This is a genomic window from Aeromonas sp. 604443, assembly GCF_049170315.1.
Lineage (GTDB): Bacteria > Pseudomonadota > Gammaproteobacteria > Enterobacterales > Aeromonadaceae > Aeromonas > Aeromonas veronii_A.
The window spans coordinates 18,375-45,333 of sequence record NZ_JAAKMI010000014.1; the positions used below are offsets into that span (position 1 = coordinate 18,375).

At 57.0% G+C, this 26,959-nt stretch carries 29 protein-coding genes; 25 read left to right on the forward strand and 4 right to left on the reverse strand.

All coding sequences use genetic code 11. The annotated features are described in order from the left end of the window. Positions 1 to 12: 12 nt before the first annotated feature. The 4 genes from rpsP to rplS are packed head-to-tail and all read left to right on the forward strand — an operon-like array spanning position 13 to position 1,971. Positions 13 to 261, forward strand: coding sequence for a 30S ribosomal protein S16 (gene rpsP / locus G5380_RS16775; protein ID WP_216952849.1), 249 nt, complete (start codon positions 13 to 15; stop codon positions 259 to 261). A 24-nt stretch (positions 262 to 285) separates the two neighbouring features. After that, complete coding sequence (gene rimM, locus G5380_RS16780) at positions 286 to 807, forward strand: ribosome maturation factor RimM (RefSeq protein ID WP_005340394.1); 522 nt, start codon at positions 286 to 288, stop codon at positions 805 to 807. 34 nt (positions 808 to 841) lie between these two features. Next, positions 842 to 1,591, forward strand: a complete 750-nt coding sequence (gene trmD, locus G5380_RS16785) for a tRNA (guanosine(37)-N1)-methyltransferase TrmD (RefSeq protein WP_005308699.1) — start codon at positions 842 to 844, stop codon at positions 1,589 to 1,591. Positions 1,592 to 1,623: 32 nt separating this feature from the next. After that, complete coding sequence (gene rplS / locus G5380_RS16790; RefSeq protein WP_005308701.1) at positions 1,624 to 1,971, forward strand: 50S ribosomal protein L19; 348 nt, start codon at positions 1,624 to 1,626, stop codon at positions 1,969 to 1,971. A 101-nt stretch (positions 1,972 to 2,072) separates the two neighbouring features. On the opposite strand, the gene G5380_RS16795 is transcribed toward rplS, so the two are convergent. Both G5380_RS16795 and mutH read right to left on the reverse strand, forming a co-directional pair. Next, positions 2,073 to 2,396: an isoamylase early set domain-containing protein gene (locus G5380_RS16795; RefSeq protein ID WP_227341903.1), complete on the reverse strand. Its 324-nt coding sequence runs from the start codon at positions 2,394 to 2,396 to the stop codon at positions 2,073 to 2,075. Between the two features lie 80 nt (positions 2,397 to 2,476). Next, on the reverse strand, positions 2,477 to 3,151 hold the full coding sequence (mutH, locus tag G5380_RS16800; RefSeq protein WP_042053335.1) for a DNA mismatch repair endonuclease MutH: 675 nt from the start codon (positions 3,149 to 3,151) through the stop codon (positions 2,477 to 2,479). Positions 3,152 to 3,884: 733 nt separating this feature from the next. Between mutH and rppH the strand changes: the two genes are divergently transcribed. From rppH to G5380_RS16840, 8 genes are all read left to right on the forward strand, one after another. Next, positions 3,885 to 4,412 (forward strand): RNA pyrophosphohydrolase, encoded by a 528-nt coding sequence (rppH, locus tag G5380_RS16805; RefSeq protein WP_005340421.1) that lies wholly within the window; start codon positions 3,885 to 3,887, stop codon positions 4,410 to 4,412. A gap of 14 nt (positions 4,413 to 4,426) precedes the next feature. Beyond that, positions 4,427 to 6,706 carry a phosphoenolpyruvate--protein phosphotransferase gene (gene ptsP / locus G5380_RS16810; RefSeq protein ID WP_005340422.1) on the forward strand — a complete coding sequence of 760 codons (2,280 nt, stop codon included), beginning with the start codon at positions 4,427 to 4,429 and terminating at the stop codon, positions 6,704 to 6,706. A 67-nt stretch (positions 6,707 to 6,773) separates the two neighbouring features. Next, entirely contained in the window at positions 6,774 to 7,598 is an 825-nt protein-coding gene (gene lgt, locus G5380_RS16815; protein ID WP_031227775.1) for a prolipoprotein diacylglyceryl transferase, read from the forward strand. After that, the gene (thyA, locus tag G5380_RS16820) at positions 7,598 to 8,392 is read left to right on the forward strand and encodes a thymidylate synthase (protein WP_005340427.1); all 795 of its coding nucleotides are present in this window, start codon (positions 7,598 to 7,600) and stop codon (positions 8,390 to 8,392) included. Before lgt ends, thyA begins: the two co-directional genes overlap by 1 nt. 223 nt (positions 8,393 to 8,615) lie before the next feature. Then, positions 8,616 to 9,806, forward strand: a complete 1,191-nt coding sequence (gene nhaA, locus G5380_RS16825; protein WP_005341370.1) for a Na+/H+ antiporter NhaA — start codon at positions 8,616 to 8,618, stop codon at positions 9,804 to 9,806. A 38-nt stretch (positions 9,807 to 9,844) separates the two neighbouring features. Further along, positions 9,845 to 10,210 carry a hypothetical protein gene (locus G5380_RS16830; RefSeq protein ID WP_216954529.1) on the forward strand — a complete coding sequence of 122 codons (366 nt, stop codon included), beginning with the start codon at positions 9,845 to 9,847 and terminating at the stop codon, positions 10,208 to 10,210. Beyond that, positions 10,197 to 11,129 (forward strand): transcriptional activator NhaR, encoded by a 933-nt coding sequence (gene nhaR / locus G5380_RS16835; RefSeq protein ID WP_005340434.1) that lies wholly within the window; start codon positions 10,197 to 10,199, stop codon positions 11,127 to 11,129. The genes G5380_RS16830 and nhaR overlap by 14 nt, the downstream gene beginning before the upstream one ends. Positions 11,130 to 11,180: 51 nt before the next feature. Then, entirely contained in the window at positions 11,181 to 11,483 is a 303-nt protein-coding gene (locus G5380_RS16840) for an ArsR/SmtB family transcription factor (RefSeq protein ID WP_421208966.1), read from the forward strand. Positions 11,484 to 11,532: 49 nt separating this feature from the next. Here G5380_RS16840 and rpsT read toward each other — a convergent pair whose 3' ends face one another. Further along, entirely contained in the window at positions 11,533 to 11,796 is a 264-nt protein-coding gene (rpsT, locus tag G5380_RS16845; protein WP_005308808.1) for a 30S ribosomal protein S20, read from the reverse strand. Between the two features lie 191 nt (positions 11,797 to 11,987). On the opposite strand from rpsT, the gene murJ reads away from it, so the two are divergent. The 12 genes from murJ (at position 11,988) to tppA (ending at position 25,917) form a co-directional block, all read left to right on the forward strand. Then, the gene (murJ, locus tag G5380_RS16850) at positions 11,988 to 13,550 is read left to right on the forward strand and encodes a murein biosynthesis integral membrane protein MurJ (RefSeq protein WP_421208965.1); all 1,563 of its coding nucleotides are present in this window, start codon (positions 11,988 to 11,990) and stop codon (positions 13,548 to 13,550) included. Positions 13,551 to 13,704: 154 nt separating this feature from the next. Then, entirely contained in the window at positions 13,705 to 14,679 is a 975-nt protein-coding gene (gene ribF / locus G5380_RS16855) for a bifunctional riboflavin kinase/FAD synthetase (RefSeq protein ID WP_111901026.1), read from the forward strand. Next, positions 14,679 to 17,540, forward strand: coding sequence for an isoleucine--tRNA ligase (gene ileS / locus G5380_RS16860; RefSeq protein WP_421208964.1), 2,862 nt, complete (start codon positions 14,679 to 14,681; stop codon positions 17,538 to 17,540). The genes ribF and ileS overlap by 1 nt, the downstream gene beginning before the upstream one ends. Beyond that, entirely contained in the window at positions 17,540 to 18,037 is a 498-nt protein-coding gene (lspA, locus tag G5380_RS16865) for a signal peptidase II (RefSeq protein ID WP_005340447.1), read from the forward strand. Before ileS ends, lspA begins: the two co-directional genes overlap by 1 nt. Continuing rightward, positions 18,034 to 18,486: an FKBP-type peptidyl-prolyl cis-trans isomerase gene (fkpB, locus tag G5380_RS16870; protein WP_005340448.1), complete on the forward strand. Its 453-nt coding sequence runs from the start codon at positions 18,034 to 18,036 to the stop codon at positions 18,484 to 18,486. Before lspA ends, fkpB begins: the two co-directional genes overlap by 4 nt. After that, positions 18,486 to 19,421 (forward strand): 4-hydroxy-3-methylbut-2-enyl diphosphate reductase, encoded by a 936-nt coding sequence (ispH, locus tag G5380_RS16875; RefSeq protein WP_227341909.1) that lies wholly within the window; start codon positions 18,486 to 18,488, stop codon positions 19,419 to 19,421. Before fkpB ends, ispH begins: the two co-directional genes overlap by 1 nt. Positions 19,422 to 19,677: 256 nt before the next feature. Then, complete coding sequence (gene tppE / locus G5380_RS16880; RefSeq protein WP_100646794.1) at positions 19,678 to 20,181, forward strand: type IVa pilus pseudopilin TppE; 504 nt, start codon at positions 19,678 to 19,680, stop codon at positions 20,179 to 20,181. 14 nt (positions 20,182 to 20,195) lie between these two features. Then, on the forward strand, positions 20,196 to 20,591 hold the full coding sequence (pilV, locus tag G5380_RS16885; protein ID WP_272950156.1) for a type IV pilus modification protein PilV: 396 nt from the start codon (positions 20,196 to 20,198) through the stop codon (positions 20,589 to 20,591). Then, a complete protein-coding gene (locus G5380_RS16890) occupies positions 20,588 to 21,688 on the forward strand; it encodes a PilW family protein (RefSeq protein ID WP_421352928.1) in 1,101 nt (366 codons plus the stop codon). Before pilV ends, G5380_RS16890 begins: the two co-directional genes overlap by 4 nt. An 11-nt stretch (positions 21,689 to 21,699) precedes the next feature. After that, positions 21,700 to 22,176: a pilus assembly PilX family protein gene (locus G5380_RS16895; protein WP_123173790.1), complete on the forward strand. Its 477-nt coding sequence runs from the start codon at positions 21,700 to 21,702 to the stop codon at positions 22,174 to 22,176. A 10-nt stretch (positions 22,177 to 22,186) separates the two neighbouring features. Then, entirely contained in the window at positions 22,187 to 25,507 is a 3,321-nt protein-coding gene (locus tag G5380_RS16900; protein WP_421222227.1) for a pilus assembly protein, read from the forward strand. 8 nt (positions 25,508 to 25,515) lie between these two features. Further along, positions 25,516 to 25,917: a type IVa pilus pseudopilin TppA gene (tppA, locus tag G5380_RS16905; RefSeq protein WP_100654567.1), complete on the forward strand. Its 402-nt coding sequence runs from the start codon at positions 25,516 to 25,518 to the stop codon at positions 25,915 to 25,917. A gap of 3 nt (positions 25,918 to 25,920) precedes the next feature. Here the strand turns inward: tppA and G5380_RS16910 are convergent, their stop codons facing one another. After that, entirely contained in the window at positions 25,921 to 26,310 is a 390-nt protein-coding gene (locus G5380_RS16910; protein WP_100654566.1) for a type IV pilin protein, read from the reverse strand. Between the two features lie 95 nt (positions 26,311 to 26,405). Here G5380_RS16910 and G5380_RS16915 point away from each other — a divergent pair, with 95 nt between their 5' ends. Further along, complete coding sequence (locus G5380_RS16915; protein WP_421208961.1) at positions 26,406 to 26,957, forward strand: GspH/FimT family pseudopilin; 552 nt, start codon at positions 26,406 to 26,408, stop codon at positions 26,955 to 26,957. The last annotated feature ends 2 nt before the right edge of the window (positions 26,958 to 26,959 follow it).

Below are 26,959 nucleotides of genomic sequence, written 5' to 3' on the forward strand. Positions count from 1 at the left end.
AATGAGGACGATATGGTAACCATTCGTTTACAACGTGGTGGCGCGAAAAAGCGTCCGTTCTACCAGGTAGTAGTTGCTGACAGCCGTAACGCCCGCGACGGTCGTTTCATCGAGCGCGTTGGTTTCTTCAACCCGGTTGCTTCTGGTCAGGCTGAAAAGCTGAACCTGGACCTGGCTCGTATCGAGCATTGGGTTGCTACTGGTGCCGCTGTTTCTGAGCGCGTTGCCAAGCTGATCAAAGACGCTGCCAAAGCTGCTTAATCAGCCAAACGGTAAGGAGTTAAGGTGGAAAAACCTGTAGTTCTGGGCACCCTGGGGACCGTTTACGGCATCAAGGGCTGGCTTAAAGTGAACTCCTTCACCGATGTTGCCGAAGCGATTTTCGATTACAACCCCTGGCTGATTAATCAGAACGGGGCGTGGCGTGAAATTCGGGTTTCATCCTGGAAACGTCACAACAAGGGTCTGATCTGCAAACTCGATGGTATCGATGTGCGCGAAGATGCCCTGGCATTGACCAATGTCGAGATTGGCGTACCCGCCGATCTGTTGCCTGCGTTGCCTGAAGGTGAGTTCTACTGGCGTGACCTGATTGGTTGCTCCGTGGTGACCACCAAGGGATACGACCTGGGCAAGGTGACCGAATTGATGGAAACCGGCTCCAACGATGTGTTGGTGGTTGAGGCCAATGTAAAAGATGCCTTTGGTGCAAAGGAGCGGTTGATTCCGTTCCTGGAAGAGCAGGTGATCAAGAACATTGATCTGACTGCTCGAACAATCGAAGTTGATTGGGATCCTGGTTTCTAGTTTCCCGCGCTAACACGGGTGCCGGAGGTTTCTTATGTGGATTGGGGTGATTAGCCTCTTCCCTGAAATGTTCCGAGCCATTACCGAGCACGGGGTAACGGGTCGGGCCGTCAAGAGTGGCCTGCTGCAGATTGAGTGCTGGAACCCCCGGGACTTTACCCACGACAAACACCGTACGGTCGATGATCGTCCTTATGGTGGTGGGCCCGGCATGTTAATGATGGTTCAGCCGCTGCGTGACGCGATTCATGCAGCCAAGCAAGCGGCGGGAGACGGGGCGAAAGTCATCTATCTCTCCCCTCAGGGACGCAAGCTGACTCAAGCTGGCGTAACCGAGTTGGCGACGAATCAGAAACTGATTCTGGTAGCCGGTCGATACGAAGGTATCGATGAACGCGTGATACAAACCGAAGTCGACGAAGAGTGGTCTATCGGGGATTACGTGTTAAGTGGTGGCGAGTTGCCTGCCATGACCCTGATCGATGCGGTTTCGCGTCTGGTTCCAGGAGTCTTGGGTGATCAGGCCAGTGCTGAGCAGGACTCCTTTACGGATGGCTTGCTGGATCATCCCCACTACACTCGGCCGGAGGTGTTGGATGGATTGGCGGTGCCCGAGGCGCTGACAAGCGGCAATCACGAAGTGATTCGGCGCTGGCGTCTCAAGCAATCTCTCGGACGAACCTGGCAAAGAAGGCCGGAACTTATTAACAACCTAGCTCTGACTGACGAGCAAGAATCACTTCTTGCCGAGTATGTCCGCGAAGTGCGTGACAGCGTTAAGTAGAGTTTTCAGTTTATCCTAGGTAAGGAAAGACAATGAGCAAGATTATTCAGCAGCTTGAACAAGAGCAAATGCGTACCGACATCCCGGCTTTTGCCCAGGGCGACACCGTACGTGTTCAAGTTCGTGTTAAAGAAGGTGGTAAAGAGCGTCTGCAGGCTTTCGAAGGCATCGTTATTGCCAAGCGTAACCGCGGTCTGCACTCTGCTTTCACCGTTCGCAAGATCTCCAACGGCGAAGGTGTTGAGCGTGTATTCCAGACTCACTCTCCGCTGATCCACAGTGTAGAACTGAAGCGTCGTGGTGATGTTCGCCGTGCCAAACTGTACTACCTGCGCAACCTGTCCGGTAAAGCTGCTCGTATCAAAGAGAAGCTCAACTAATTCGATTCGAATTGGTGTCGGTATGTCGGCTAAAAGCTCGACAGGTAGTGAAAAGGCTCGCCAATGGCGAGCCTTTTTTGTATCCGGAATTCGGTCACTGCTTACTGGCTGACTCGTACCACCGAGTTGTCGCGGCCGTAGGGGCTGGGTACGTAGGCATCGGCTTGCCAGTCATTCTCGTAGAGGGTCTCTCCCTCAGGAGTGATGAACTGGTAGCAATACTCGAAACTCTCCGGCCCGTCGGTCGGCAGATTGAGGGTGGCCTTGAACTCACCGCTCTTCATGCGTTTCAGCTCGACCGGTTGCCACTGGGTGAACTCGCCGATCAGCATCACCTGTTCTGCCCCTGCTGCGGCCTCCTTCTCTACGGCGAAGGTCACCTTGACCTCGGGTTTGGACTTGAGAAACTGCTTGGTAAGTGGCATGACGCCTCCTTGTCTGTGAGTTAAAAATGGCTCCTGTCTATTTTTATACCACCATATGACAAAGATGTTGATAAGGCAGATCAAGTCGGCAAGGCAAAATAGCGTTGCAGTAGACTGTGGGTGAAGTCGATCTTGAGATAGAAGCCGCGGGGCAGGGTCATGATGGGTTGACCATCGCGGCCGATGGCGCGAGTCAGCGCCTTGTTGTTGGCCGCCTTGGGCCGCAGTTGCATCACCTGGCCGTGGCGCGCGCTGATCTGCTCCACTTCTCCCAGCACTATCATGTCCATCAGCTCCTCCCAGTCCTGACGCAGTAGCCGATCTTCCTCTTCATTCGGGCTCCACATCAGCGGCATGCCGACCCGCCGCTCGCCAACCGGGATCTCCCGATTGCCTTCCACCGGGATCCAGAGCACCCGGGATAGCTTGTTGCGCACGTTGGACTCCTCCCAGCGCTGGCCGCTGACACCGATCAGCGGGGCGACGCAGACGAAGGTGGTCTCCAGCGGTTTGCCCTGAGGATCCACGGGGATCGTCTTGAGTTCGATCCCCAGCTCCGGGAAGTCCTGCTCCGGCTTGCTCCCTGCGCTGGCTCCCAGTTGCAGCTCGATCAACTGACCGACCCACCCCTTGTCACGGCGCAGGTCTTTGGGCACCGCGACACCAGCCTCGGCGGCCAGCTGCGCCAGGGTGAATCCGGCCATGGCATAGGCGCGGCTCAATAACTCCTGCTCGGATTGGGGATTGCTTGGCATAGTTGGCTCCATCTTGCTCGCCATATTCTAACAGGGGAGGATCCCGAGAAGGATCGCTGTTTTTATAACCGATCCTGAGTGGATAAGATCAAATGCAGAGAGTTTGGGGGCTATCATCTCATCATCATGATTTTAAAGGATTTTGTCTATTTTATCGAGTAGTGATCCTGGTCTGGTTTGACCTCTAAATAGTTGTCCAAGGGTTTGTGCATGATGTTACACACAGTTATCCACAGAAATCTTGGATAAGTGGATGAAAGTGGTTGGAGTCGCTGATATGTTACAAAAAATTGTGAATGCCACCCCATTTTTACAGGGTAAATGGGGTAGATATTGTGCCACTCCTGTGGATAATTTCGCCGCGGTGGATCTTTGAGCAGTTGAACTTGTTCACAATCCGGATCATGGATCAGGCTCTTGGGGTAACATGGATCTAGATCCAGTTATTTTATCTCAAGTTCATAAAAAATAATGATTTTTTATATTTAATGTCGCGTGGTAATACGAAGAGTTACTTTTCGCGTACAGTTAAAAAGTACTGTATATACCCGTTTGCTAACAGCTTTATGCACAGCCTGGGTGGGCAACTTGGGGGCGCGGATCCTTGGATTTGTTTATAAGTATGTTTGAAATTGAAAGTTATTCATGAAACAGGGGATTCACTCCTTGTTTGCTGCCACGGAGTGAATGTGGAACAATCTCCTTATAGATTCAGCCTTTATAAGGTGATCACGTGATTGATGGCGACGGATTTCGTCCCAATGTCGGTATCGTGATCTGTAACCGTGAAGGACAAGTGTTGTGGGCTAAACGCTATGGGCAGCACTCCTGGCAGTTTCCGCAGGGGGGGGTTGATGATGGTGAAACGCCAGAGCAGGCCATGTATCGAGAGCTGTATGAGGAGATTGGCCTCAAGCCCGAAGATGTGACCATCATGGCCACCAGTCGTAACTGGCTAAAGTACCGTTTACCCAAACGTCTTGTCCGCTGGGACAGTTCACCGGTCTGTATTGGCCAAAAACAAAAATGGTTCCTGTTACAGCTGAATTCGGGCAAGGAGTCGAGGATCCAGTTCGGCTGTCATGGCCATCCCGAATTTGACGACTGGCGTTGGGTCAGCTTCTGGTATCCGGTGCGTCAGGTCGTCTCGTTCAAGCGGGAGGTTTACCGCCGGGTCATGAAAGAGTTTGCCCCGCTGGCGATGCCAGTGCCGGCAGTGCAGGTCAACAAGAAGGATGGGCGGCGCAACCGCGCCCGTTAAGGAGCACAGATTAGTTGTTAACGGAACTGAGACGTATCGTCGAGAGCATGGCCGAGGCCAATACCCTCGAGCAGGCCTTGCAGGCATTGGTGAGCCAGACCCGGCACGCCATGGCAGTGGACTGCTGCTCCGTGTATGTCTCGGAACCCGAGGTGCGCCGCTATCGCCTGGCGGCTACCGACGGCTTGGCACCGTCCGCTGTCGGCAAGGTGACCCTGCCCTACGAGCAGGGTATCGTTGGTCTGGTGGGTCAGCGGGAAGAGCTGATCAACCTGGCTGATGCCCCCGCGCACCCCAGTTTCAAATTCCTGCCCGATGTTGCCGAAGAGGCGTTCCGCTCCTTCCTCGGCGCTCCCATCATGCATCAGCGTCAGGTGGTCGGCATTCTGGTGGTGCAGCAGAAAGAGAGTCGCCGCTTCGATGAGGGGGAAGAGTCCTTCATGGTCACCCTGGCGGCCCAGCTGGCGGCGCGGATTGCCCAGGCGCAGGCCAAGGGGTGGTTGCAGAAGACCGACTGGAGCAAGCCACTGCGTGGTATTGCGGGTGCCAGCGGCATCGCCATGGCCAAGGCCTGGGTGTGGCGGCCCCGCAAGGCGCTCTCGTCCATTACCCCGCGCAAGGATGAAGACCATGCCAGCCAGCTGGCGCGGCTGGAGCTGGCCGTGGAGGAGGTTCGTCACGATCTGGAGAGTCTGGCGCTGCGTTTTCGCGAGAGCTACAGCCAGGATTCGGTGGCGATCTTCGATATCTACCTCCATCTGCTGAACGATCCCGGTTATATCAAGCCGATCCGCAACAAGGTGAGCAAGGAGCACTGGACTGCGGTATCTGCGGTCAAGCTGATCAGCGATCGCTTGATCGAGCAATTCAAGGGGATGAAGGATCCCTACCTGCAGGAGCGCTCCACCGACGTGAAGGATATTGCCCAGCGGTTGATCAGCCGACTGGTGCAGAATGAACCGGAACATATCTCCATCGGTGAGCCGGTAGTGCTGGTTGCTGACGAGGTGACCGCCACCATTTTGGCGGAAGTGCCCCGCGAGTATCTGACTGGGGTAGTCTCGCTCAAGGGGGGAACCAACTCCCATGCGGCCATTCTGGCCCGCGCCATGGGGGTGGCCGCCATCATGGGGGTCGATCTGCCTCTTGGTGACATCGGTGGTCGCATGCTGGTCGTCGATGGCTACAGCGGCGATCTCTTCATCGAGCCCAATCAGGTGATCCTGACCGAGTATCGTCAGCTGCTGAGCGAAGAGCGGGCGCTCGATACCCTGGTGCGCAGCGTCGATAACCTGCCATCCGAGACGGCCGATGGCACCAAGGTCTCCCTGTTGCTCAACGCCGGCCTCAGTGCCGATACCGAGATCTCCCTCAACCAGCTGGCGGACGGGGTGGGTCTCTATCGCACCGAGATCCCCTTCATGCTGCAGGAGAGCTTCCCCTCCGAGTGGGAACAGACTGCCCGCTATCGCGGCATTCTGGAGACCTACCGCAACCGGCCGGTCTGCATGCGGACGCTGGATGTGGGCGGCGACAAGCCGTTACCCTATTTCCCCATCGTCGAGGAAAACCCCTTCCTTGGCTGGCGGGGGATCCGGATCACCCTGGATCACCCCGAACTGTTTCTGGTGCAGCTCAAGGCGATGCTGCGGGCCAGTGAAGGGCTGGACAATCTGGCCATCATGCTGCCGATGATCAGCAGCGTCAGCGAAATCAAGGCCTCCCGTCGTCTGCTGGATCAGGCGTGGCGAGAGGTGTCGGAAGAGGCGGCGAGTCGCGATGCGGTGATCCGCTATCCCAGCCTCGGGGTGATGATCGAGGTGCCCTCAGCCCTCTTTATTTTGCCGGAGATGGCGCCGCTCATCGACTTCTGGTCTGTGGGCAGTAACGACCTTACCCAGTACCTGCTGGCGGTGGATCGCAACAACTCCCGCGTTGCCAACATCTACGATGCCTTCCATCCTGCGGTGATCCGCGCCCTGCAACAGCTGGTTGATGCTTCCCATCGCTACCAGAAGCCGGTGTCGGTGTGTGGCGAGCTGGCCGGTGATCCGGTCGGTGTATTGCTGCTGCTGGCCATGGGTTATCGCCGCTTCAGTATGAATACCCACAACATCGCCCGGATCAAGTACGTGCTGCGTCAATCCACCCTGAGCGAGTTGACCGAACTGATGGCCGATGGCCTCAAACATGACAACCCCCACGTACTGCGCGGCCTGTTTGCCCGCTATCTGGAGGAGCATGGTTTGGGCGGTTTGCTGCGAGCCGGTCATAAATCGAAACAGAGTGATTGATAATCATGCCTTGTCCCTGCTGACGAATGATCGGAAAATGCGGCTTTTATTTTGACTGGGGCCGCATATGCAGCACGATGGATATTGGGTTTTCTCGCAGATTGATCCCGTAGCATTCAGTTTGGGACCACTATCGGTACGCTGGTATGGTCTCATGTACCTGTTCGGTTTCGCGTTTGCCATGTGGCTTGCCGGCCGTCGCGCCGATGCGCCGAACAGCGGCTGGACCCGCAACGAGGTGTCGGATCTGCTGTTCTACGGTTTCCTCGGGGTGATCCTCGGTGGCCGTGTCGGTTACGTGCTGTTCTACAACTTCGATCTCTTCCTCGCGGATCCCACCTACCTGTTCAAGATCTGGACCGGCGGTATGTCGTTCCACGGTGGTCTGATCGGGGTAATCACCGCGATGATCTGGTTTGCCCACAAGACCAAGCGCCACTTCTTCACCGTGGCCGACTTTGTGGCACCGCTCATTCCGTTTGGTCTCGGCGTCGGCCGGATCGGCAACTTCCTCAACGGCGAGCTGTGGGGCCGGGTCACCGATGTGCCCTGGGCCATCATCTTCCCGGAGGCCGGCCCCGAGCCGCGTCATCCCTCCCAGCTTTACCAGTTCGCACTGGAAGGGGTGGTGCTGTTCATCATCCTCAACCTGTTCTGGCGCAAGAATCCGCCCCGTGGTGCCATCTCCGGCATGTTCCTGTTGTTCTACGGCCTGTTCCGCTTCCTGGTGGAGTTTGTGCGCCAGCCGGACAGCCAGCTTGGTCTCTACTTCCAGGAGATCAGCATGGGCCAGATCCTCTCCACCCCGATGATTATCGCCGGTGCCCTGATGATCTGGGCCGCCTACAAGCGTCCGCAGTTGTTCGGTAATGCCGTGAAGGAGGCGAAATAATGCGAGCTTATCTGGACCTGATGCAGAAAATCCTCGATGAGGGCACCGTCAAGTCTGACCGTACCGGCACCGGAACTGTCTCCCTGTTCGGCCATCAGATGCGCTTCAATCTGGCGGAAGGTTTCCCGCTGGTGACCACCAAGAAGTGCCACCTGCGCTCCATCATTCACGAGCTGCTCTGGTTCCTCAATGGGGATACCAATACCGCTTATTTGAAGGAAAATGGCGTCAGCATCTGGGATGAGTGGGCCGATGAGAATGGCGATCTGGGGCCGGTTTACGGCGCTCAGTGGCGCTCCTGGCCTGCGGCCGACGGGTCTGTCATCGACCAGATCCAGAAGGCGGTGGATGACATCAAGCACAACCCGGATTCGCGCCGCATCATCGTCTCCGCCTGGAACGTGGGTGAACTGGACAAGATGGCGCTGGCTCCCTGCCACGCCTTCTTCCAGTTCTATGTGGCGGACGGCAAGCTCTCCTGCCAGCTCTACCAGCGCAGCTGTGATGTATTCCTCGGCCTGCCGTTCAACATCGCCAGCTACGCCCTGCTGACCCACATGATGGCCCAGCAGTGCAATCTGGAAGTGGGTGACTTCGTCTGGACTGGCGGTGATGTGCATCTCTACTCCAACCACATGGAGCAGACTGCGCTGCAGCTCTCCCGCGAGCCGCGCCCGCTGCCGACCCTGGTGATCAAGCGCAAACCTGACTCCATCTTCGATTACAAGTTCGAGGATTTCGAGATCGAGGGTTATGATCCCCATCCCGGCATCAAGGCGCCCGTCGCCATCTGATAGCAAGGCGCCTCAGGGCGCCTTTTTTATGCAGTTAAATAATTGAAAATTCATTTTATTGATTAATAAGACGGTAGCCAGAGACGAGGAAAAACCTGCTTATAGCAGGTATGTTCTATTTTGCCTTCGGTTTTTTCGTTGTATTGAGCAGCAAGAAACGATTTTCCATTGGTTGTTGCAGGAGATAGACTCAAACCAAAGCAATACGGTGGAAAATTTAACCATGAGTGACGTAATCAAAAAGTTCCTGAAGCTGGAGGCCGCCTCCGGAATTATTCTGATCATGGCTGCCATGCTGGCAATGATTTTAGCCAATACCGCGCTGGCTGGCGGGTATCAGGCGTTTCTCGACACGCCGGTACAGGTGCGCATCGCGGCCCTTGACATCAACAAACCGCTGCTGCTCTGGATCAACGATGGCTTTATGGCGATCTTCTTCCTGCTGGTTGGCCTGGAAGTGAAGCGTGAAATGCTGGAGGGGGCGCTCTCCTCCCGGGTGCAAGCGACTTTTCCGGCCATCGCGGCGGTGGGCGGCATGCTGGCTCCAGCCTTGATCTACGCCTTTTTTAACTATTCGGACGAAGTGGCGCGTGCTGGCTGGGCGATCCCGGCTGCGACCGACATCGCCTTTGCCCTCGGGGTGATGGCGCTGCTCGGCAAGCGGGTGCCGGTGAGCCTCAAGGTATTCCTGCTGGCGCTGGCCATCATGGATGACCTAGGTGTCATCATCATCATCGCGCTCTTCTATACCCAGCAGTTGTCGCTTGAGGCGCTGGCGATCGGTCTTCTGGCTACCTTTACCCTGTTCTGGATGAACCGTCGTGGCGAGGACAGGATCAGCCTCTACATGCTGGTTGGTCTGGTGCTCTGGGTTGCGGTGCTCAAGTCGGGCGTTCACGCGACGTTGGCCGGTGTGGTGGTCGGATTTATGATCCCGCTCAAGGGGAAGCGTTATGAGTCGCCACTCAAGCATCTTGAGCACTCGTTACATCCCTGGAGCGCCTATCTGATCCTGCCGCTGTTTGCCTTTGCCAACGCAGGGGTATCCCTTGAGGGGATAGGTCTCTCCTCCCTGTTGAATCCGGTGCCCATGGGCATCATGCTGGGACTGTTTATCGGCAAGCCGCTCGGGGTGTTTACCATCAGCTGGCTGTCGGTCAAACTGGGTATCGCCCAGTTGCCGCCCGGGGTTAACTTCAAGCAGATTTTTGCGGTCAGCATCCTCTGTGGTATCGGATTCACCATGTCGATGTTTATCGCGTCACTGGCCTTTGAGCATGGTGGGCTAGATTACGGCAGCTACTCGCGCCTCGGGATCCTCGTTGGATCCAGCATTGCAGCGCTGGTTGGCTATCTGGCCTTGCGATTGTCACTCCCCAAGAGTGATGGGGACCAGAATGCGGAGGGTTTATGAGAAAACAGGCATGGTTACTGCTCTTCTTGGTCAGTCCTATGGGATTAGCTGGCGGGTTTGAAGAGTGTCGACAGGAGGCTGGTTCGGCCAGCTGTTCGGCCTATCTCAACGGGGTGGTGGAGAGTGCTCTGATGTTGGGGGACAAGCAGGCTAAGGCTCGTTTCGGCGAGACCTTCTCCGAGCGGGCGTTGAGCAGTCGGGCAGGGGAGATGGTCAAGCGTTCCAACAAGCGTTATTGCGCTGACCGAATGCCGGACAAAGCACGCCTCAAGGCCAGTCTGATGGAGCAGTTTGGCGCGAACAAGGTTGACTCGGTTAGCGACATGTATGACATTCTGGCGGTTGAACTCAGCTGCTACCGGAGTCCGCGTCAAGCGGGAACCCCATCGGATGTCACACCTTAATTACAACCATCTCTACTATTTCTGGATGACTCAGAAGAAGGGCTCCGTTACCCAGGCTGCGGAAGCCCTTTTTTTGACCCCGCAAACCGTCACCGGTCAGATCAAGCTGCTGGAGCAGCGCCTCGGGGGCAAGCTACTCAAACGCAAGGGGCGCTCTCTTGAGGCGACCGAGCTGGGCCAGCTGGTGTTTCGCTATGCCGACAAGATGTTCAGCCTCTCCTACGAGATGCTCGATATCGTCAACTACCGCAAGGAGAGCCAGATCCTGTTCGACGTCGGCATCGCCGATGCCCTCTCCAAGCGCCTTGCCAGCCGCGTGCTGCTCTCTGTCATCCCCAATGATGGTTCCATCCATCTGCGCTGTTTCGAATCGACCCACGAACTGCTGCTGGAGCAGCTGAGCGAGCACAAGCTCGATATGATCCTCTCCGACTGTCCGGTGGACTCCAGCCAGCATGCGGGCCTGCTCTCCAAACGGTTGGGCGGCTGTGGCGTCAGCTTCTTCTGCAAGGCGCCGTTGCCTGAAAAGCCCTTTCCCGCCTGTCTGGAAGAGCGCAAGCTACTGATCCCCGGTCGCCGTACTGCCATGGGGCGTCAGCTGACCCAGTGGTTCGAGCAGCAGGGGGTTTCTCCCAGCATTCTTGGCGAGTTTGATGATGCCGCCTTGATGAAGGCGTTTGGCTTCTTCAATCAGGGCATCTTCATGGCTCCCACCATCTATCGGGAGGAGATCCTTGAGGGGGAGGGGGTGATGCTGATCGGGGAAACTCAGGATCTGATGGAGGAGTATTACGTCATCTTCGCCGAGCGAATGATCCAGCATCCGGCGGTGAAGCGGGTCTGCGAGAGCGATTTTACCTTTCTCTTTTCCGGCCAGGAGAACTTCTCCGCCATCCAGCCGGCCACCCTGTCGTTTTAAAACGGCCCGTCACCACGTATCATCGGCGATCAGTGGTAGAGGAGAGATGTGATGCAACTTGAAGAGATGGAAGCCAATGCGAGTAAAGCAGTGGCCTTGCTCAAGGCGCTGGCTAACGAACGGCGACTGTTTATTCTGTGCCGGTTGCTGGAGCGCGAACTGTCGGTGGGGGAGCTCAACGAGCGATTGGGATTGAGTCAGTCGGCCTTGTCACAGCATCTGGCGCTGCTGCGGCGGGATGAGCTGGTGACGACGCGCAAAGAGGCCCAGACGGTCTACTATTCGCTGCGCAGCCATGAAGTGCGTGAAATGATCAGCTTGCTGCATCGACTTTATTGCAGCGCAGATAAATAAAAAACCGGCACTAAGGCCGGTTTTTTCAGCTTTGATCAGCAGAAGCTGATTAAGCCATAGCTTTGATCTGGGCAGACAGGCGGCTCTTGTGACGAGCAGCTTTGTTCTTGTGGATCAGGCCTTTGGTCGCCATACGATCCATGATCGGCTGAGCAACAGCGAAAGCGGCAGTCGCAGCAGCTTTGTCGCCAGAGGCGATAGCAGCAATGACTTTCTTCAGGTAGGTACGGGTCATGGAACGACGGCTGGCGTTGTGCTGACGGCGTTTTTCTGACTGAAGAGCGCGCTTCTTAGCAGATTTGATGTTAGCCAAGGTAAAACTCCTAAAACTGTCTTAGCGAGTGTATTGAAAAGGCCCGGAAATATGCCCTTCCAACCACATATTGTCAAATGATTTGTGCAAATAAACACCGCCTCCCGGTGGTGTGTCAGTAGGGAGACGGTTAAACTGTCGGCCGATTCTAGCAGCATTCTTTTCATTCTGACAGTTCCAGAGGCCTCGTCTTGAGTAAGAAATTGATCAAATCCGGCATGATAGTGTCCGGAATGACGCTGGCATCCCGTGTAATGGGCTTGGTTCGCGATGTGGTCATCGCAAATCTGCTCGGTGCCGGGGTGGCCGCCGACGTCTTCTTTTTTGCCAATCGCATTCCCAACTTTCTGCGTCGCCTGTTCGCCGAAGGTGCCTTCAACCAGGCCTTTGTTCCCGTGATGACGGAGTACAAGAAAAATGGCGACGAGAGGGAAGTGCGTGAATTGCTGGCGGCGGTTGCGGGCACGCTGGGGGGCATAGTGACTGTGGTCACCCTGCTCGGTGTGCTCGGTTCGGGTGTACTGACCGCGCTGTTTGGCTGGGGCTGGTTCTGGGACTGGCTGCATGGCGGCCCTGCGGCCGAGAAGTTCGAGCTCGCCAGTCTGATGCTCAAAATCACCTTCCCTTACCTCTGGTTTATCACCTTTACCGCCATGGCGGGGGCCATCCTCAACACCTTCGGCCGCTTTGCGGTCTCGTCGTTTACGCCAGTGTTTCTCAACATCACCATGATTGCGGCGGCCTGGTGGATTGCGCCGCTGATGGACAAACCTGAGATCTCGCTGGCGATTGGTGTCTTTTTGGGCGGTTTGGTGCAGTTTCTGTTCCAGTACCCCTTTTTGCGCCAAATCAACATGTTGGTGTGGCCCAAGTGGGGATGGCATCACCCCGGGGTGGTGAAGATCCGCACCCTGATGATCCCGGCCCTGTTCGGGGTATCGGTCAGTCAGATCAACCTGCTGGTCAACACCATGCTCGCCTCCTTCCTGGCGACCGGTGCCATCAGTTACCTCTACTACTCGGATCGCCTGCTGGAGTTCCCCCTCGGTCTGTTTGCGGTGGCCATCAGTACGGTGATCCTGCCTGCGCTGGCGAAAAAGCATGTGGATGCCGATCCGGCCGACTTCTCCCGCACCATGGATTGGGGGGTGCGGATGGTGATGCTGCTCGGCCTGCCCGCAATGATAGGCATTGCGGTGATGCGCGAGCCGATTCTGCGGGTGCTATTTATGCGCGGCGAGTTTGGCCTGCATGAAGTGAGCATGTCGAGCGCCAGCCTGCTGGCCTCCACCACCGGTCTGCTTTCCCTGATGCTGATCAAGGTGTTGGCACCCGGTTACTACGCCCGTCAGGACACCAAGACGCCGGTGCGGATTGGGGTGATGTCGATGATTGCCAACATGGTCTGCAACCTCCTCTTCATCTATCCGCTCGGTTATGTTGGCCTGGCGCTCTCGACCGCTTGCTCGGGCACTCTGAATGCGGCCTTGCTGTTCAAGGGGTTGTACCAGCAGAGCGTCTATCGCCCCTCCCGCCATACCGGCGTGTTCTGCCTCAAGCTGCTGGTCGCCAGCGTGCTGATGGGAGGCGTGCTCGCCTACCTGTCGCCGGATCTGGCCCAGTGGGGCACATGGAGCATGGGCAAGGCCAGTTTGCAGCTGACCATGCTGCTGTCGCTGGGGGCCGGGGTCTACGCGGTGGTGTTGCTACTGCTGGGCATTCGGCCGCGTCATCTTAAATCGGGGCAGCAGTAGTCGTGATCCTGCGGCGCCATGGGGATAGTGCCTCATGGGACCACGAGGCTCGGGATTGGGCCCGGATAGTTGAAATCAGGCTATGAGGGCTGACCCTGCCTGCTGCCTGATATATAATCCGCCGATTTCCATGGCAGCAACGCACAAGGCACTGATGGAGCTTATTCGCGGCATTCACAATCTCAAGCCCCGTCACCGGGGATGTGTATTAACCATTGGCAACTTTGATGGGGTTCATCAGGGTCACCATGCGGTATTGGCACGTCTCAAGGAGAAAGCGGCCCAGCTGGGATTGCCCGCCTGCGTCATGCTGTTTGAACCGCAGCCGCTGGAGCTGTTTGCCGGCACGGCGGCGCCCGCCCGGCTGAGCCGGTTGCGGGAAAAGTACGAAGCGCTGCAGGGGCTGGATATCGATCGCATGCTCTGCGTGCGCTTCAGCCACCGCTTCGCCGAGCAGGCGGCTTCGACCTTCATCGAGCAGTTGCTGGTGGAGAAGCTCGGGGTGCGCTATCTGGTGGTCGGCGATGATTTTCGCTTCGGCAAGGGGCGGGAAGGGGATTTCCACCTGCTGGAGGAGGCGGGCCATCGCTTCGGTTTCGAGGTGATCAGCACCCAGAGCTTCCAGCTCGAACGGCAGCGGGTCAGCAGCACCCTGGTGCGTGAAGCCCTTAAGGCGGGCCGGATGGCGGAGGTGGAGCTGATGCTTGGCCGCCCCTACACCATCAGCGGCCGGGTGGCCCACGGCGACAAGCTAGGGCGCACCATAGGTTTTCCCACTGCCAATCTGGCCCTCAAGCGTCAGGTGATCCCGGTCGGTGGCGTGTTTGCGGTGGAAGTGATATGTTCCGGCAAGACCTTCCCCGGTGTAGCCAATGTGGGTGTACGGCCGACCTTGAGCGGTACACAAGCCAGATTGGAAGTACATCTATTTGATTTTTCTGGTGATCTATATGGTCAGCAGGTCAAGGTGCTGCTTCGCCACAAGCTGCGCGAAGAGCAGAAGTTTGCCTCTTTCACTGCCTTGAAAGAGCAGATCGAACGAGATGCCCTGGCGGCCCGAGCCTGGTTCGGGCTGCCACAATTCAATTTACCCAGCACTCTTTTAGAAAAGAAGGGAACCCAGGACTGATGAGCGACTATAAACACACCCTGAATCTTCCGGAAACCGAGTTTCCGATGCGTGGCGATCTGGCCAAGCGCGAACCCAACATGCTGAAACGTTGGTACGATCAGGATCTCTACGGCGCTATTCGCCGCGCCAAAGCGGGCAAGCCTTCTTTCATTCTGCACGATGGCCCCCCCTATGCGAACGGCAACATTCACATCGGTCACTCGGTCAACAAGATCCTCAAAGACATCATCATCAAGTCCAAGGGCCTCTCCGGTTTCGATTCCCCCTATGTGCCGGGTTGGGATTGCCACGGTCTGCCTATCGAACTGAAAGTAGAAGGCATGGTCGGCAAGCCGGGCGAGAAGGTTTCCGCTGCCGAATTCCGTGCCGAGTGCCGCAAATATGCCAAGACCCAGATCGAAGCGCAGAAGACCGACTTCATCCGTCTGGGTGTGCTGGGTGACTGGGAACACCCCTACCTGACCATGGATTTTGGCACCGAAGCCAACATCATCCGCTCCATGGCCAAGATCGTTGAAAACGGCCACCTGCACAAAGGCTCCAAGCCGGTGCACTGGTGTACTGATTGTGGCTCAGCGCTGGCTGAAGCCGAAGTGGAGTACTACGACAAGAACTCCCCCTCCATCGATGTGCGCTTCAAGGCCGTTGATGAGGCGGGCGTTGCCGCCAAGTTTGATTGCGCCGAAGGCCACACCGGCAAGGGCCCGATCTCTGCGGTGATCTGGACCACTACTCCGTGGACCCTGCCAGCCAACCGCGCCATCGCCATGCACGCCGATCTGGACTACGCACTGGTGCAGGTTGAAGGTGAGCATCCCGAGCGTCTGATCCTGGCCGCCGAGCTGGTCAAGGATGTGATGGATCGCGCCGGTATCGAGAAGTTCCACAATCTGGGCTACGCCAAGGGTGCCGCGCTCGAGTTGCTGCGCTTCAACCACCCCTTCTACAGCTTCGACGTGCCGGTGGTACTGGGTGACCACGTCACCCTGGATGCCGGTACCGGTGCCGTACACACCGCCCCTGGCCACGGTCAGGAAGACTTCGTGGTCGGTCAGAAGTACGGTCTGGAAGTGGCCAACCCGGTTGGCAGCAACGGTGTTTACCTGCCCGATACCGAACTGTTTGCCGGTCAGCATGTGTTTAAGGCCAATGCCTCCGTGATCGAGGTGCTGACCGAACGCGGCGCCCTGCTGCACCACAAAGTGTTCAACCACTCCTATCCGCACTGCTGGCGTCACAAGACCCCGATCATCTTCCGTGCCACCCCGCAGTGGTTCATCAGCATGGAGCAGAAGGGTCTGCGCAAGCGCGCGCTGGAAGAGATCGAGCGCATCGAGAAGGACGGTATTGCCCAGCAAGGCCAGAGCGGCTGGGTACCGGCCTGGGGTAAAAACCGCATTCAGGCGATGGTCGAGAACCGTCCTGACTGGTGTATCTCCCGTCAGCGCACCTGGGGTGTGCCCATCTCCCTGTTCGTCCACAAAGAGACCCAGGAATTGCACCCGGAATCCGTGCGCCTGATGCACGAAGTAGCCAAGCGGGTCGAGCAGTCCGGCATTCAGGCATGGTGGGATCTGGACAAGGCCGAGCTGCTGGGTGCCGATGCCGACATGTACGACAAGGTGCCTGACACTCTGGATGTCTGGTTTGACTCCGGTTCTACCCACGCTTCCGTGGTTGATGCCCGTCCCGAGTTCAACGGCAAGCCGGCCGACATGTATCTGGAAGGTTCTGACCAGCACCGTGGCTGGTTCATGTCCTCCCTGATGATCGGTGTGGCGATGAAAGACAAGGCCCCGTACAACCAGGTGCTGACTCACGGTTTCACTGTGGATGGTCAGGGTCGCAAGATGTCCAAATCCATCGGCAACGTGGTCAGCCCGCAGGACGTGATGAACAAGCTGGGTGCCGACATCCTGCGTCTGTGGGTAGCGAGCACTGACTACACCGGCGAGATGACTGTCTCCGACGAGATCCTCAAGCGCTCTGCCGATGCTTATCGTCGTATTCGCAACACTGCCCGCTTCCTGCTGGCCAACCTGAACGGCTTCAATCCGGCGACCGACATGGTGGCACCTGCCGACATGGTAGTGGTGGATCGCTGGGCTGTGGGTCGTGCCAAAGCGGTACAGGCCGAGATCATGGCTGCATTCGACGAGTACAACTTCCACGGTGTAACCCAGAAGCTGATGCAGTTCTGCTCCATCGAGATGGGCTCCTTCTATCTGGATGTCATCAAGGATCGCCAGTACACCGCCAAGGCCGACAGCCTGGCCCGTCGCTCCTGCCAGACCGCCCTCTATCACATCGCCGAGGCCATGGTGCGCTGGATGGCGCCGATCATGAGCTTCACCGCTGATGAAATCTGGGCCCTGCTGCCGGGTGAGCGCGGCGAGTTCGTCTTCACCGAAGAGTGGTACGACGGCCTGTTCGGGCTGGAAGCGGGTGAAACCCTCAACGACGATTTCTGGGCCGAGATCCTCACCGTGCGTGGTGAAGTGAACAAGGCGCTGGAAGTGGCCCGTGGCGAGAAGCGTATCGGCGGCTCCCTGCAGGCCGAACTGACCCTGTTCGCCAAGCCGGAGCTGGCTGCACGCCTGAATGACCTGGCCGATGAGCTGCGCTTCGTGCTGCTCACCTCCAAAGCCAAGGTGGTCGTGGCTGACACTGCGCCGGAAGGCTCTGTGGCGACCGAGCGTGATGACCTGTGGCTGAGCGTGGCCCAGTCTGCCGCCGCCAAGTGCGACCGCTGCTGGCACCATGTCGAAGATGTGGGCGCCATCGCGGGTCACGAAGAGATCTGTGGTCGCTGTGTGACCAACGTTGAGGGTGACGGCGAAACTCGTCAATTTGCCTGATGAACATGACTCAACATAAAAGCGGCCTGCGTTGGCTGTGGCTGGCAGTGCTGGCCTTTGTACTGGACCAGGCGAGCAAGCTCGCCGTGGTCAAGTTGCTGCCATTTGGTTACCCGGGGGTGGAGATCACCCCCTTCTTCAATCTGGTTCACGTCTACAACAAGGGCGCCGCATTCAGCTTTCTGGCTGATCAGGGGGGCTGGCAGCGCTGGTTCTTCGCGGTGCTGGCTTTTGCCATCTGTGGATTGCTGATCCACTGGCTGCGCAAGCAGTCGGTGACCCAGCGTTGGAGCGGTATCGCCTATTCACTCATCATCGGCGGCGCCCTCGGCAACGTCTTTGATCGACTGGTGCTGGGCCATGTGGTCGATTTTCTCGACTTCTACTGGCAGCGTGCGCACTGGCCGGCATTCAATCTGGCCGACAGCTTTATCTTTATCGGGGCCGCCATGATCGTGCTGGACGGTTTCCGTGGTGAGAAAAAGGAGCAGGCATGAGCCAGCAGATCACCGCTAACAGCAGCGTGCTGTTCCACTTCTCCATCAAGCTGGAAGATGGCTCGGTTGCCGACAGCACGGCGCTGCACGGCAAACCTGCCCGCCTGCGGATGGGCGATGGCAGCCTGACCCCCACCTTCGAGCAGTGTCTGCTGGGCCTGTGCGAAGGGGAGAGCAAGAGTTTTACTCTGGCGCCGGAAGAGGCCTTTGGTCTCTCCAATCCCGACAATATCTACCATCTCGACCGTGCCAAGTTTGGCGCCGAAGTGGAGCCAAAAGTCGGCACCATCATCCTGTTCGATCAGCCCAATGGCAGCGAGCTGCCGGGCATCATCCGGGCGGTAGCAGGAATGTCGGTGACGGTCGATTTCAACCATCCGCTGGCTGGTCATACCGTTACCTTCGAGGTGGAGATCCTGGGCGTTGATGATGAGGAGAAGGTGCATTAATGGATATTCTGCTCGCTAACCCTCGCGGTTTTTGCGCCGGTGTCGATCGCGCCATCAGCATTGTCGAGAGCGCGCTGGAGAAGTTCGGGGCCCCCATCTATGTCCGCCACGAAGTGGTGCATAACCGGTATGTGGTGAACAAGCTGAAAGAGGCGGGCGCAGTCTTCGTCGAGGAGCTGGACGAGGTGCCGGATGACAGCATCGTCATCTTCTCTGCCCATGGCGTGGCCAAGACAGTGCGCGAGATGGCCAAATCCCGCGCCCTCAAGGTATTCGATGCCACCTGTCCGCTGGTGACCAAGGTGCACATGGAGGTTCATCGCGCCAGCCGCAAGGGCTCCGAGGCTGTGCTCATCGGCCACGCCGGTCACCCCGAGGTGATCGGGACCATGGGGCAGTACGAGAATCGCGAAGGCGGCATGTATCTGGTGGAGACGCCTGAAGATGTGGCCAAGCTCAAGGTGAAGAACCCGGATGACCTCTGCTTTGTCACCCAGACCACCCTGAGCGTGGATGAGACCTCTGACGTCATCGATGCGTTGCGCAAGCACTTCCCCAAGATCCAGGGGCCGCGCAAGGACGATATCTGCTACGCCACCCAGAACCGTCAGGATGCGGTGCGGGAGATGGCAGGGCTGGTGGACGCCATGCTGGTGGTGGGGTCTCGTAACTCCTCCAATTCCAACCGTCTGCGCGAGCTGGCCGAAAAGGTGGGCGCCAGAGCCTATCTTATCGACGATGCGTCGATGATTGAGGCGAGCTGGCTGGAAGGGGTGAAGGCGATAGGCGTCACTGCCGGCGCATCCGCCCCCGAGGTGCTGGTGCAGTCCGTGATTGCCCGCTTGCGGGAGCTGGGAGGCAAGGTGGTCGCCGAGCATCCTGGCCGTGAAGAGAACGTGGTGTTTGAAGTGCCGCCAGAGCTGCGGATCCTCTGATCCCTCTCATCTCGCTGGATGTCGGTTTATTGCCAGAGCCACCTCGTTGAGGTGGCTTTGTTTTTTTTTGGCTCTAACGAGTCCTATTTTCATGTTCGCAACCAGATTGCAGCGAAAATTGATGATGCAGCTCGAACTTTTGCATTGCCGGGATTGAAACACCAAGTGCCCGGCATAGACTGCCAGCAAGCCCTTACTCTGGCTTAGCACACATGGAGTGTGTCTGTCCTCCTGGAACAAATCAGAGCGAAACAGGATGTTTTTGCGTTCAGGTTTTAGCCTTATCGAGCTTATGGTCACCATAGCGCTCGTTTCTTTGTTACTCACGTTGGGGGTTCCTTCCTTCAACGCTTTGCTGCGCACTATTTCTCTCAATACTCAGGCTAACAACTTTGTTGCGGCCATCAACCTTGCCCGCTCAGAAGCCATTCGCCGCAACACGGTAGTGACCCTCTCCGCCTCTGCCGATAACCTGACCCAGCATCACTGGGAGGCTGGCTGGCAGATCTGGGTCGATGGCAACGGTAACGGCATACTGGATAATGGTGAGTTGTTGCGAGGCTTTCCCGACATGGGGGGCGGGGTATTGAGCAGCAATACCTCCCTGCTGCGTTTTAATAGCGAGGGTTTTCTTGATGGCCGCACTCCGTTGGCACGGGTATTTTCCCTGCGTCCTGATGAGTGTCGAAATGAGCCCTCCCGTGATATCAACATCACAGTGGCTGGTCGCCCTTCCATTACCGAGGCTAGCTGCCCATGATGCGAGAACGGGGTTTGTCACTGCTTGAAATCATGATCTCGGTACTGGTGCTCTCCATCGGTATTCTGGGCATGGCGACTCTGCAACTGCAGGCTCTCAAGAGTAACCAGTCGGCGCTGACGCGTACCGAGGCGACCCAGTATGCATACATGATCAACGACATGATGCGGGCCAATCGCAGCGCGGCTCTGAACGGGCAATACAATATCGACTTGGGCGAAACTGTCTCGGGTAGCTCTATGGCGGTTCAGGATCTGCAACACTGGAAGCGGGTCGTAGCCGAGCTACCAGGTGGCGATGGCGCCGTATCGGTCAGTGCCGGAAGGGCCACCATCACTATTCAGTGGGATAGCAGTCGGCTGTCGACTGATCCAGCGTCGCGCAGCATGATCCTGAGGACGGACCTATGAGCAGGAGCGGTTTGCCGCTACACCAGCACGGGATCGGCTTGGTCGAGGTGATGATCGCCCTGGTGCTCTCGCTGATAACGGTGGGGGTCATGATTCAGGTGTTTCTCGGCAATCACAAAACCTATCTCACTGGCGAGGCCATTGCCCGGGTGCGGGAAGATAGCGGATTTGCCACCAATCTGCTGCAAAAAGAGCTGCGTATGGTGGGCTATCAGGGGTGTCTCAGCAAACAGGGGGCCAATATCACCAATACCCTCAATAACAGTACGGCACTGCCCTACAACTTCACCACCTTTTTGCGTGGTTACGACAATGTGACGTCCACTTTGCCAGCCGAGCTGTCTGCTCTGTTCAGCGGTTCCGAGCCCAGACCCATGCCGGGTAGCGATATCCTGTTGGTTCAGGGGCCGGTTGGGGTTGGGGTTCCGCTCAGTCGTGATAATCATAACAGTGCCGCCCAGCTGTTTGTGCAGCAGCTATCCAGCAAGGCCGACTATTGTGGTTCCGGCGCACAGGGTTATAGCGATCTGTGCGAGGGAGATATCGTCATGGTCTCCGACTGTCAGAAGGCCAGAATATTTCAGGTCACCAAAGTACAGGGCGTGGCAGGGGGGCGTGAGGTCAATATCGTCCACTCCAATGACAACAAATATACGCCAGGCAATGCCAGCAGTTCCTGGGGGGGGGCCAGCAGCCCACCCGAGGAGCGGTTTGGTCTTGGCTCGGTCGTGAACAGGGTGGAAACCCGTCTCTACTATATCGCCCGCCCCTCAGCCAGCAGCCCCTATGCGCTTTATCGCAAGAACGGGGTGGCTGCAGGTATGCCCCTTATCGAAGGGGTGGCCAATATGCAACTTACATTCGGCGAGGATCAGAACCGGGATCGGGCGGCAGATCGCTATGTGAGCGCCGCCAGCAATCCAAACTGGAACAATGTACTGGGGATTGGAGTACAGCTTCTTATGCGCAGTAACCAAGGCAATGTGGTGTCGTCTCCGCAGGCCCTTAGCTTTGCCGGAGCCACCTTCCGGGCGACCGATCGCAACTGGTACTGGGTCGCCGAAACCACAGTTGCGCTGCGCAACCGGCTACCTTGAGGAGCCCAGTCATGATGGATCGACAGCAGGGGATGGCGCTGGTGATCAGCCTGATTTTTCTGGTCATGGTGAGCCTGCTGGGTATGGCCAGCATGCGTGGGGCGCAGTTGCAAGAGAAGATGGCGGGTAACCAGAAAGAGGCACTGCAGGCATTGCAGGCGGCAGAAGCGGGCCTGCGCGCTGCCGAGCGCTATATCGAGGCTGGCAACTCGGGTCCCTATGACAACAGCGCGGGCCTGTATGAATTTATCGACACCGCGGTGGATCCTGCCTCCCCTTCGACCGCCTGGCGTACCTATACCAACAGTGGTCTGGCGGGGCGCGCTCCCGAATACTTTATCGAACGGTTGCCCTATACCCAGGGGGGGAGCGAGGATCTGGCAGTCGATGAGCCCATCAGTGAGCGTCGTCTATATCGTATTACTGCAAGGGGATTTGGTCTCTCTGACGAGAGCCGGGTGCTGTTGCAATCGACCTATAGTCGCTAGGAGGCGGTGTATGGGCAAACTTGGTTTTGGCCTTTCAGTGATGCTCTGCTGTGCTTCGGCACAGGCGGCGCTCGATATTGCCCAGGTTCCCCTCTATCTCGGCACCCGGGCCGATCCCAATATCATGTTTACCCTGGATGATTCGGGTTCGATGCATTTCGAGATCATGCCCGAGTCCTTGATCGAGAACGATGCGCGTTATGTCTATCCACGCGCTAGCCAAGTCTACGGGAGTGATGATTACGACAACTATACGATCACCTTTGCCAGCGACAACGCCCGCAATGCCTACGTGCGCTCCAGCCATAACAACAAGCTCTATTACAACCCGCAGCTGACCTATCGTCCCTGGGCCAATGCGGATGGCTCCTTGATGGCCAATGCCAAAGTGACCTGTGCCCCTCACAACCCTATGAAGACGGCGGCCGGTTGTCGCAACCTGACTGAAACTAATCGGGCTTGGTGGGCCATCTATTACACTGATTTTTCTCCTTATTATTTCAACCGTGACGAGAGTTTCTGGCCGGCTGTCTATTTCGACTATAAGGGTAGCGGTAATGTGAAGCTGGCAAACAGCTATACCCGAGTGGAAATTCAGTCTGGCAAAACATATGGTGACCGTTCCAATCGCAGTGACTGCAAAAACGCTCCCGTTTGTAGCTATGACGAAGAGATCCAGAATTTTGCCAACTGGTATACCTATTACCGCTCGCGGATTTTGGCTGCTCGGGCAGGCGTGGGACGAGCTTTTGCCAGTCAGGGAGAGGGAATTCGGGTCGGCTTTGCCACCATCAATGCCAAGGATAGTGTTATTCGTGGTGTCACCCCTTTTTCGGGTACCGACAGAAGCGCATTTTTCAATGAACTGTATGGCCGCGATATTTTGGCGAAGGGGACACCGCTGCGTACCGGTCTGAAAGAGGTAGGGGAGTATTTTTCCCGCAGTGACAATAATGGCCCTTGGTCTGCCCGTGCCGGCAGCACGCTTCCTCATCTGACTTGCCGCCAGAGCTACAACATCCTGATGACTGATGGTTACTGGAACGGGGATTCGCCCTCGGTCGGCGATCAGGACCTGGATGGCATCAAGAACACCTTGGCGGACGTGGCCTTCAAATACTGGAAAACCGACCTGCGTGCCGATTTGGCCGACAAGGTGCCGGCCAGCACGGCGGATCCTGCCAACTGGCAGCATCTGGTCAACTTTACCGTCGGACTCGGGGTCAACGGGTCGCTCAATCCTGCCAACGGTATCCCGGGCAGTTGGCCGAATCCTTATGATTCCGATGAGTTCAAGATCGACGATCTGTGGCATGCGGCTGTCAACAGCAAGGGGAGCTTTTTCAGCGCGGCAGATCCCGATACCTTCGCCGCAGCCCTGAGCAGTACGCTGGCACAGATTGCCGCCCGTAACAGCTCAGCCAGTTCAGTGACCGCCAACGCAACCCGGCTGGACAGCAATACCCACATCTACCAGGCCCGCTACAACAGCGGCGACTGGTCGGGGCAACTGGTCTCGATCCCGCTGAACAGCGATGGCACCCTTGGGGAGATCGCTTGGGATGCCGCTACCTTGATCCCCGAGCCTTCGGCACGCAATATCTTCACCCGGCAAGATGGTGTCGGCATCCCCTTTCGTTGGGATACGCTGAATGTGACCAACCGGGCTCTATTCAATGTCGCTGGTGACAACCAGGGAGAAAGCCGTGTCGCCTATCTGCGCGGTGATCGCAGTGGTGAGCAGCGCAATGGTGGTGCGTTTCGTAATCGTAGTGATCTGCTCGGCGACATCATCAATTCTGATCCCGTCTACGTGGGCAAGCGTGATTACGGTTACAGCAGTGCAGCCGGTCTGACCCAGACCGAGCGGGAGGGTTACCAGGCTTTTCTAAGCTCGACGGCGATTACCCGCCGCCCACCCATACTCTATGTCGGTGCCAATGACGGTATGCTGCACGGATTTCGAGTCGCCGACGGTGTCGAGCGACTGGCCTATATCCCGTCCAGCCTGCTGGGCGAGCTGAATCAGTTGACCAGACCGAATTACAGCCATCGCTACTATGTGGATGGGACGCCCAGGGTGGGCGATGCCTATCTGGGCAGTCGCTGGAAGAGCATCTTGCTGGGATCCACCGGTGCCGGTGGCAAGGCGGTATTTGCCATCGATGTGACGGCCCCGGATAACTTCACCGCCGACAAGATGCTGTGGGAGTTCACCGATAGCGAAATGGGGGTTGCACTGGCGGCACCCACTCTGGTACGTGTCAAAGCCGACAACAAATGGGTTGCTCTGGTTGCGAATGGTTACAACAGCACCAGTCAGACTGCGAGGCTTTTTGTGCTGGATCTGGCGACTGGCGCCATCATCAAAGAGATTGATACCGAGGTAGGGTCTTCCAGCGAGCCCAACGGTCTATCTTCCCCCTTGCCGGTAGATCAAGACGGGGACAGGGTTGTCGACTATGTCTATGCCGGTGACCTGCACGGCAATCTGTGGAAATTCGATCTGACTGACAGAAACAGTGCCCAGTGGGGAAGTGCTTTGAAAACGGGCAACAAGCCCAAGCCGCTGTTCCAGGCCTGTAATGGCAGCTGCAGTGCCGGTACGCGTCAGCCGATCACCATGCGTCCTTTGGCTATTCGGCACCCTAAAGGGGGGGTTATGGTGATGATGGGGACTGGCAGTTATTTTACCAATGATGACAAACTGGTTCCCGCCACGCCGAGGCTGGAAGCGGTGTACGGTATCTGGGATACGGGGGCTACCGTGCTCAGTAGCCAGCTGTTGCAGCAGATCATCACCCATGAGTTTGTGGCCAACGGCACCACTATCAAGTTCAACGTGAGGGTTGTCTCCAACCGGAATGTCAATTACACCAGCCAAAAGGGTTGGTATCTGCTATTGAAATCGCCAAGCTTGAGCAAGGGGGTCGGTGAGCGGGCCGTCTCCGAGATGCTCTATCGGCATAAGCGACTGATCTTCAATACCTTGATCCCGTCGGCGGATGCCTGTGACTTTGGTGGCCGCTCTTGGTTGATGGAGCTGGATCCCATCTCGGGGGCCAGACTCACCTACTCGGTGTTCGACGTTAACGGCGACGGGGCTGTCAACGATGATGACTACGTCGCGATCAAGGATGATTCTGGTAATGACATCAAGGTGCCGGTCAGCGGCAAGCAATTTGATGAGCTCACCACGACGCCAAGCGTAGTGGAAGATGCCGAGATGGAGCGCAAATATATCAGCGGCTCCAGCGGAAATATCTCGGTCACGCTGGAAGAGGGGGCAGGCGATCTGGGTGGCCGCCAGTCCTGGTTGCAACTGGAGTAGAGGTTGGCATGGAACGTGGTTTTACCCTGATTGAGTTGATGATAGTGGTCGCAGTGGTCGCCATTCTGGCCGCGATCGCGTATCCCAGTTACAACAACTACATGGCGGCTGCCAAGCGGGCCGAAGCCAAGGCAGTGTTGCTGGAAGCGGCGCAATATCTGGAGCGGGAGTTTACTGCCAATGGCAATTACGACGCCGGTAACCTAGCCTCTGCCGGCTTGGCGACCCTGCCGAGGGATGGGGGGGCTGCGTATTACAATGTAGCGCTCAATGCCAGTGGGGCCCGTTATACCCTGACCGCCATTCCGACAGGTGTGATGAATGGCGATCCCTGTGGATTGTTGACTCTCGATCAGAGCGGACTGCAGGGGGTATCACGAGCCACCATGACAGCCACCGAATGCTGGTAGCGTTCAGTTCCAGCACTCGGCAGGCGTCTTGATGTCGGCCTTGTTGATAGTCAGGGTATCACAGGCCGTATTGCCGGCCTTGTCGCCGACCTGGGCCCCCTTGCTGGTGGCCACTAGTGTGTAGGCGGTGGCGCTGGCGCCAGAAATGCTAAAGGTGTAGTAATCGCTGGTTGGGTTGCCCACACTGGCTATCGCACTGCTGTAACTGGCATTGGAGATGCGAAATTCTTCTTGTTTGAGCTGCATGGTCAGCAAGCCCTTGATGGCATCGGCTCGACGAGATTTACGCAGACCGTCAGTAAAGCTCGGGTAGGCGACAGCGGCAATGATGGCAACGATGGCAACGACCACCATCAATTCCAGCAGGGTGATTCCGGATTGTTTGATTCTCATGGGCGCGGCAGGGTTCGTTAAACAGATAGATACTATAGGATAGTACTGACATCATACTCTACTGGCATGTGCGAAAAGAAAGGAGTCTTTAGCCAATGGAATTCGCAGAGGGGCGCTCAGCCGGTTTTACCATGATTGAATTGATGATCGCCATGGCTCTGGTCGCCCTGCTGCTAACCGTAGCCATCCCCAGTTATCAGTCATTGCGCCAGGAGCAGATGGTCAAGGCGGCTACCCAAGCCGTTTACACGGATATCATGCTGCTCAAGTCTGAGGCTATCAAACGTAATAAGCCGATAATCTTCAAGATATTCAATGCGGGGCAGGCCAATTGGTGCTATCGCATCGTTCTTGATTCGGCATGTAATAGCTGCTCGGATTCATGTTCTGTTATTGAAGGTCGCAAGGGCGTTGATGCCAGCGAGTTTAACGGCATTACTCTGACGACAAACTATGAATTATCCGGTTCTGAAAATGCTCTTGAAATCAATAACCGTAGAGGCTCATTCAAAGATCTTCACGGCAGTGGCGGTTTGGGCAATGGTTCTATTTGTCTGAAGAACGGGACCTCTGAGCACAGGGTTATTATTGCCACAAATGGGCGAGTGAGAACCGAGCCAGTCACGGGGAGCTCTCCATGCGATTAGGT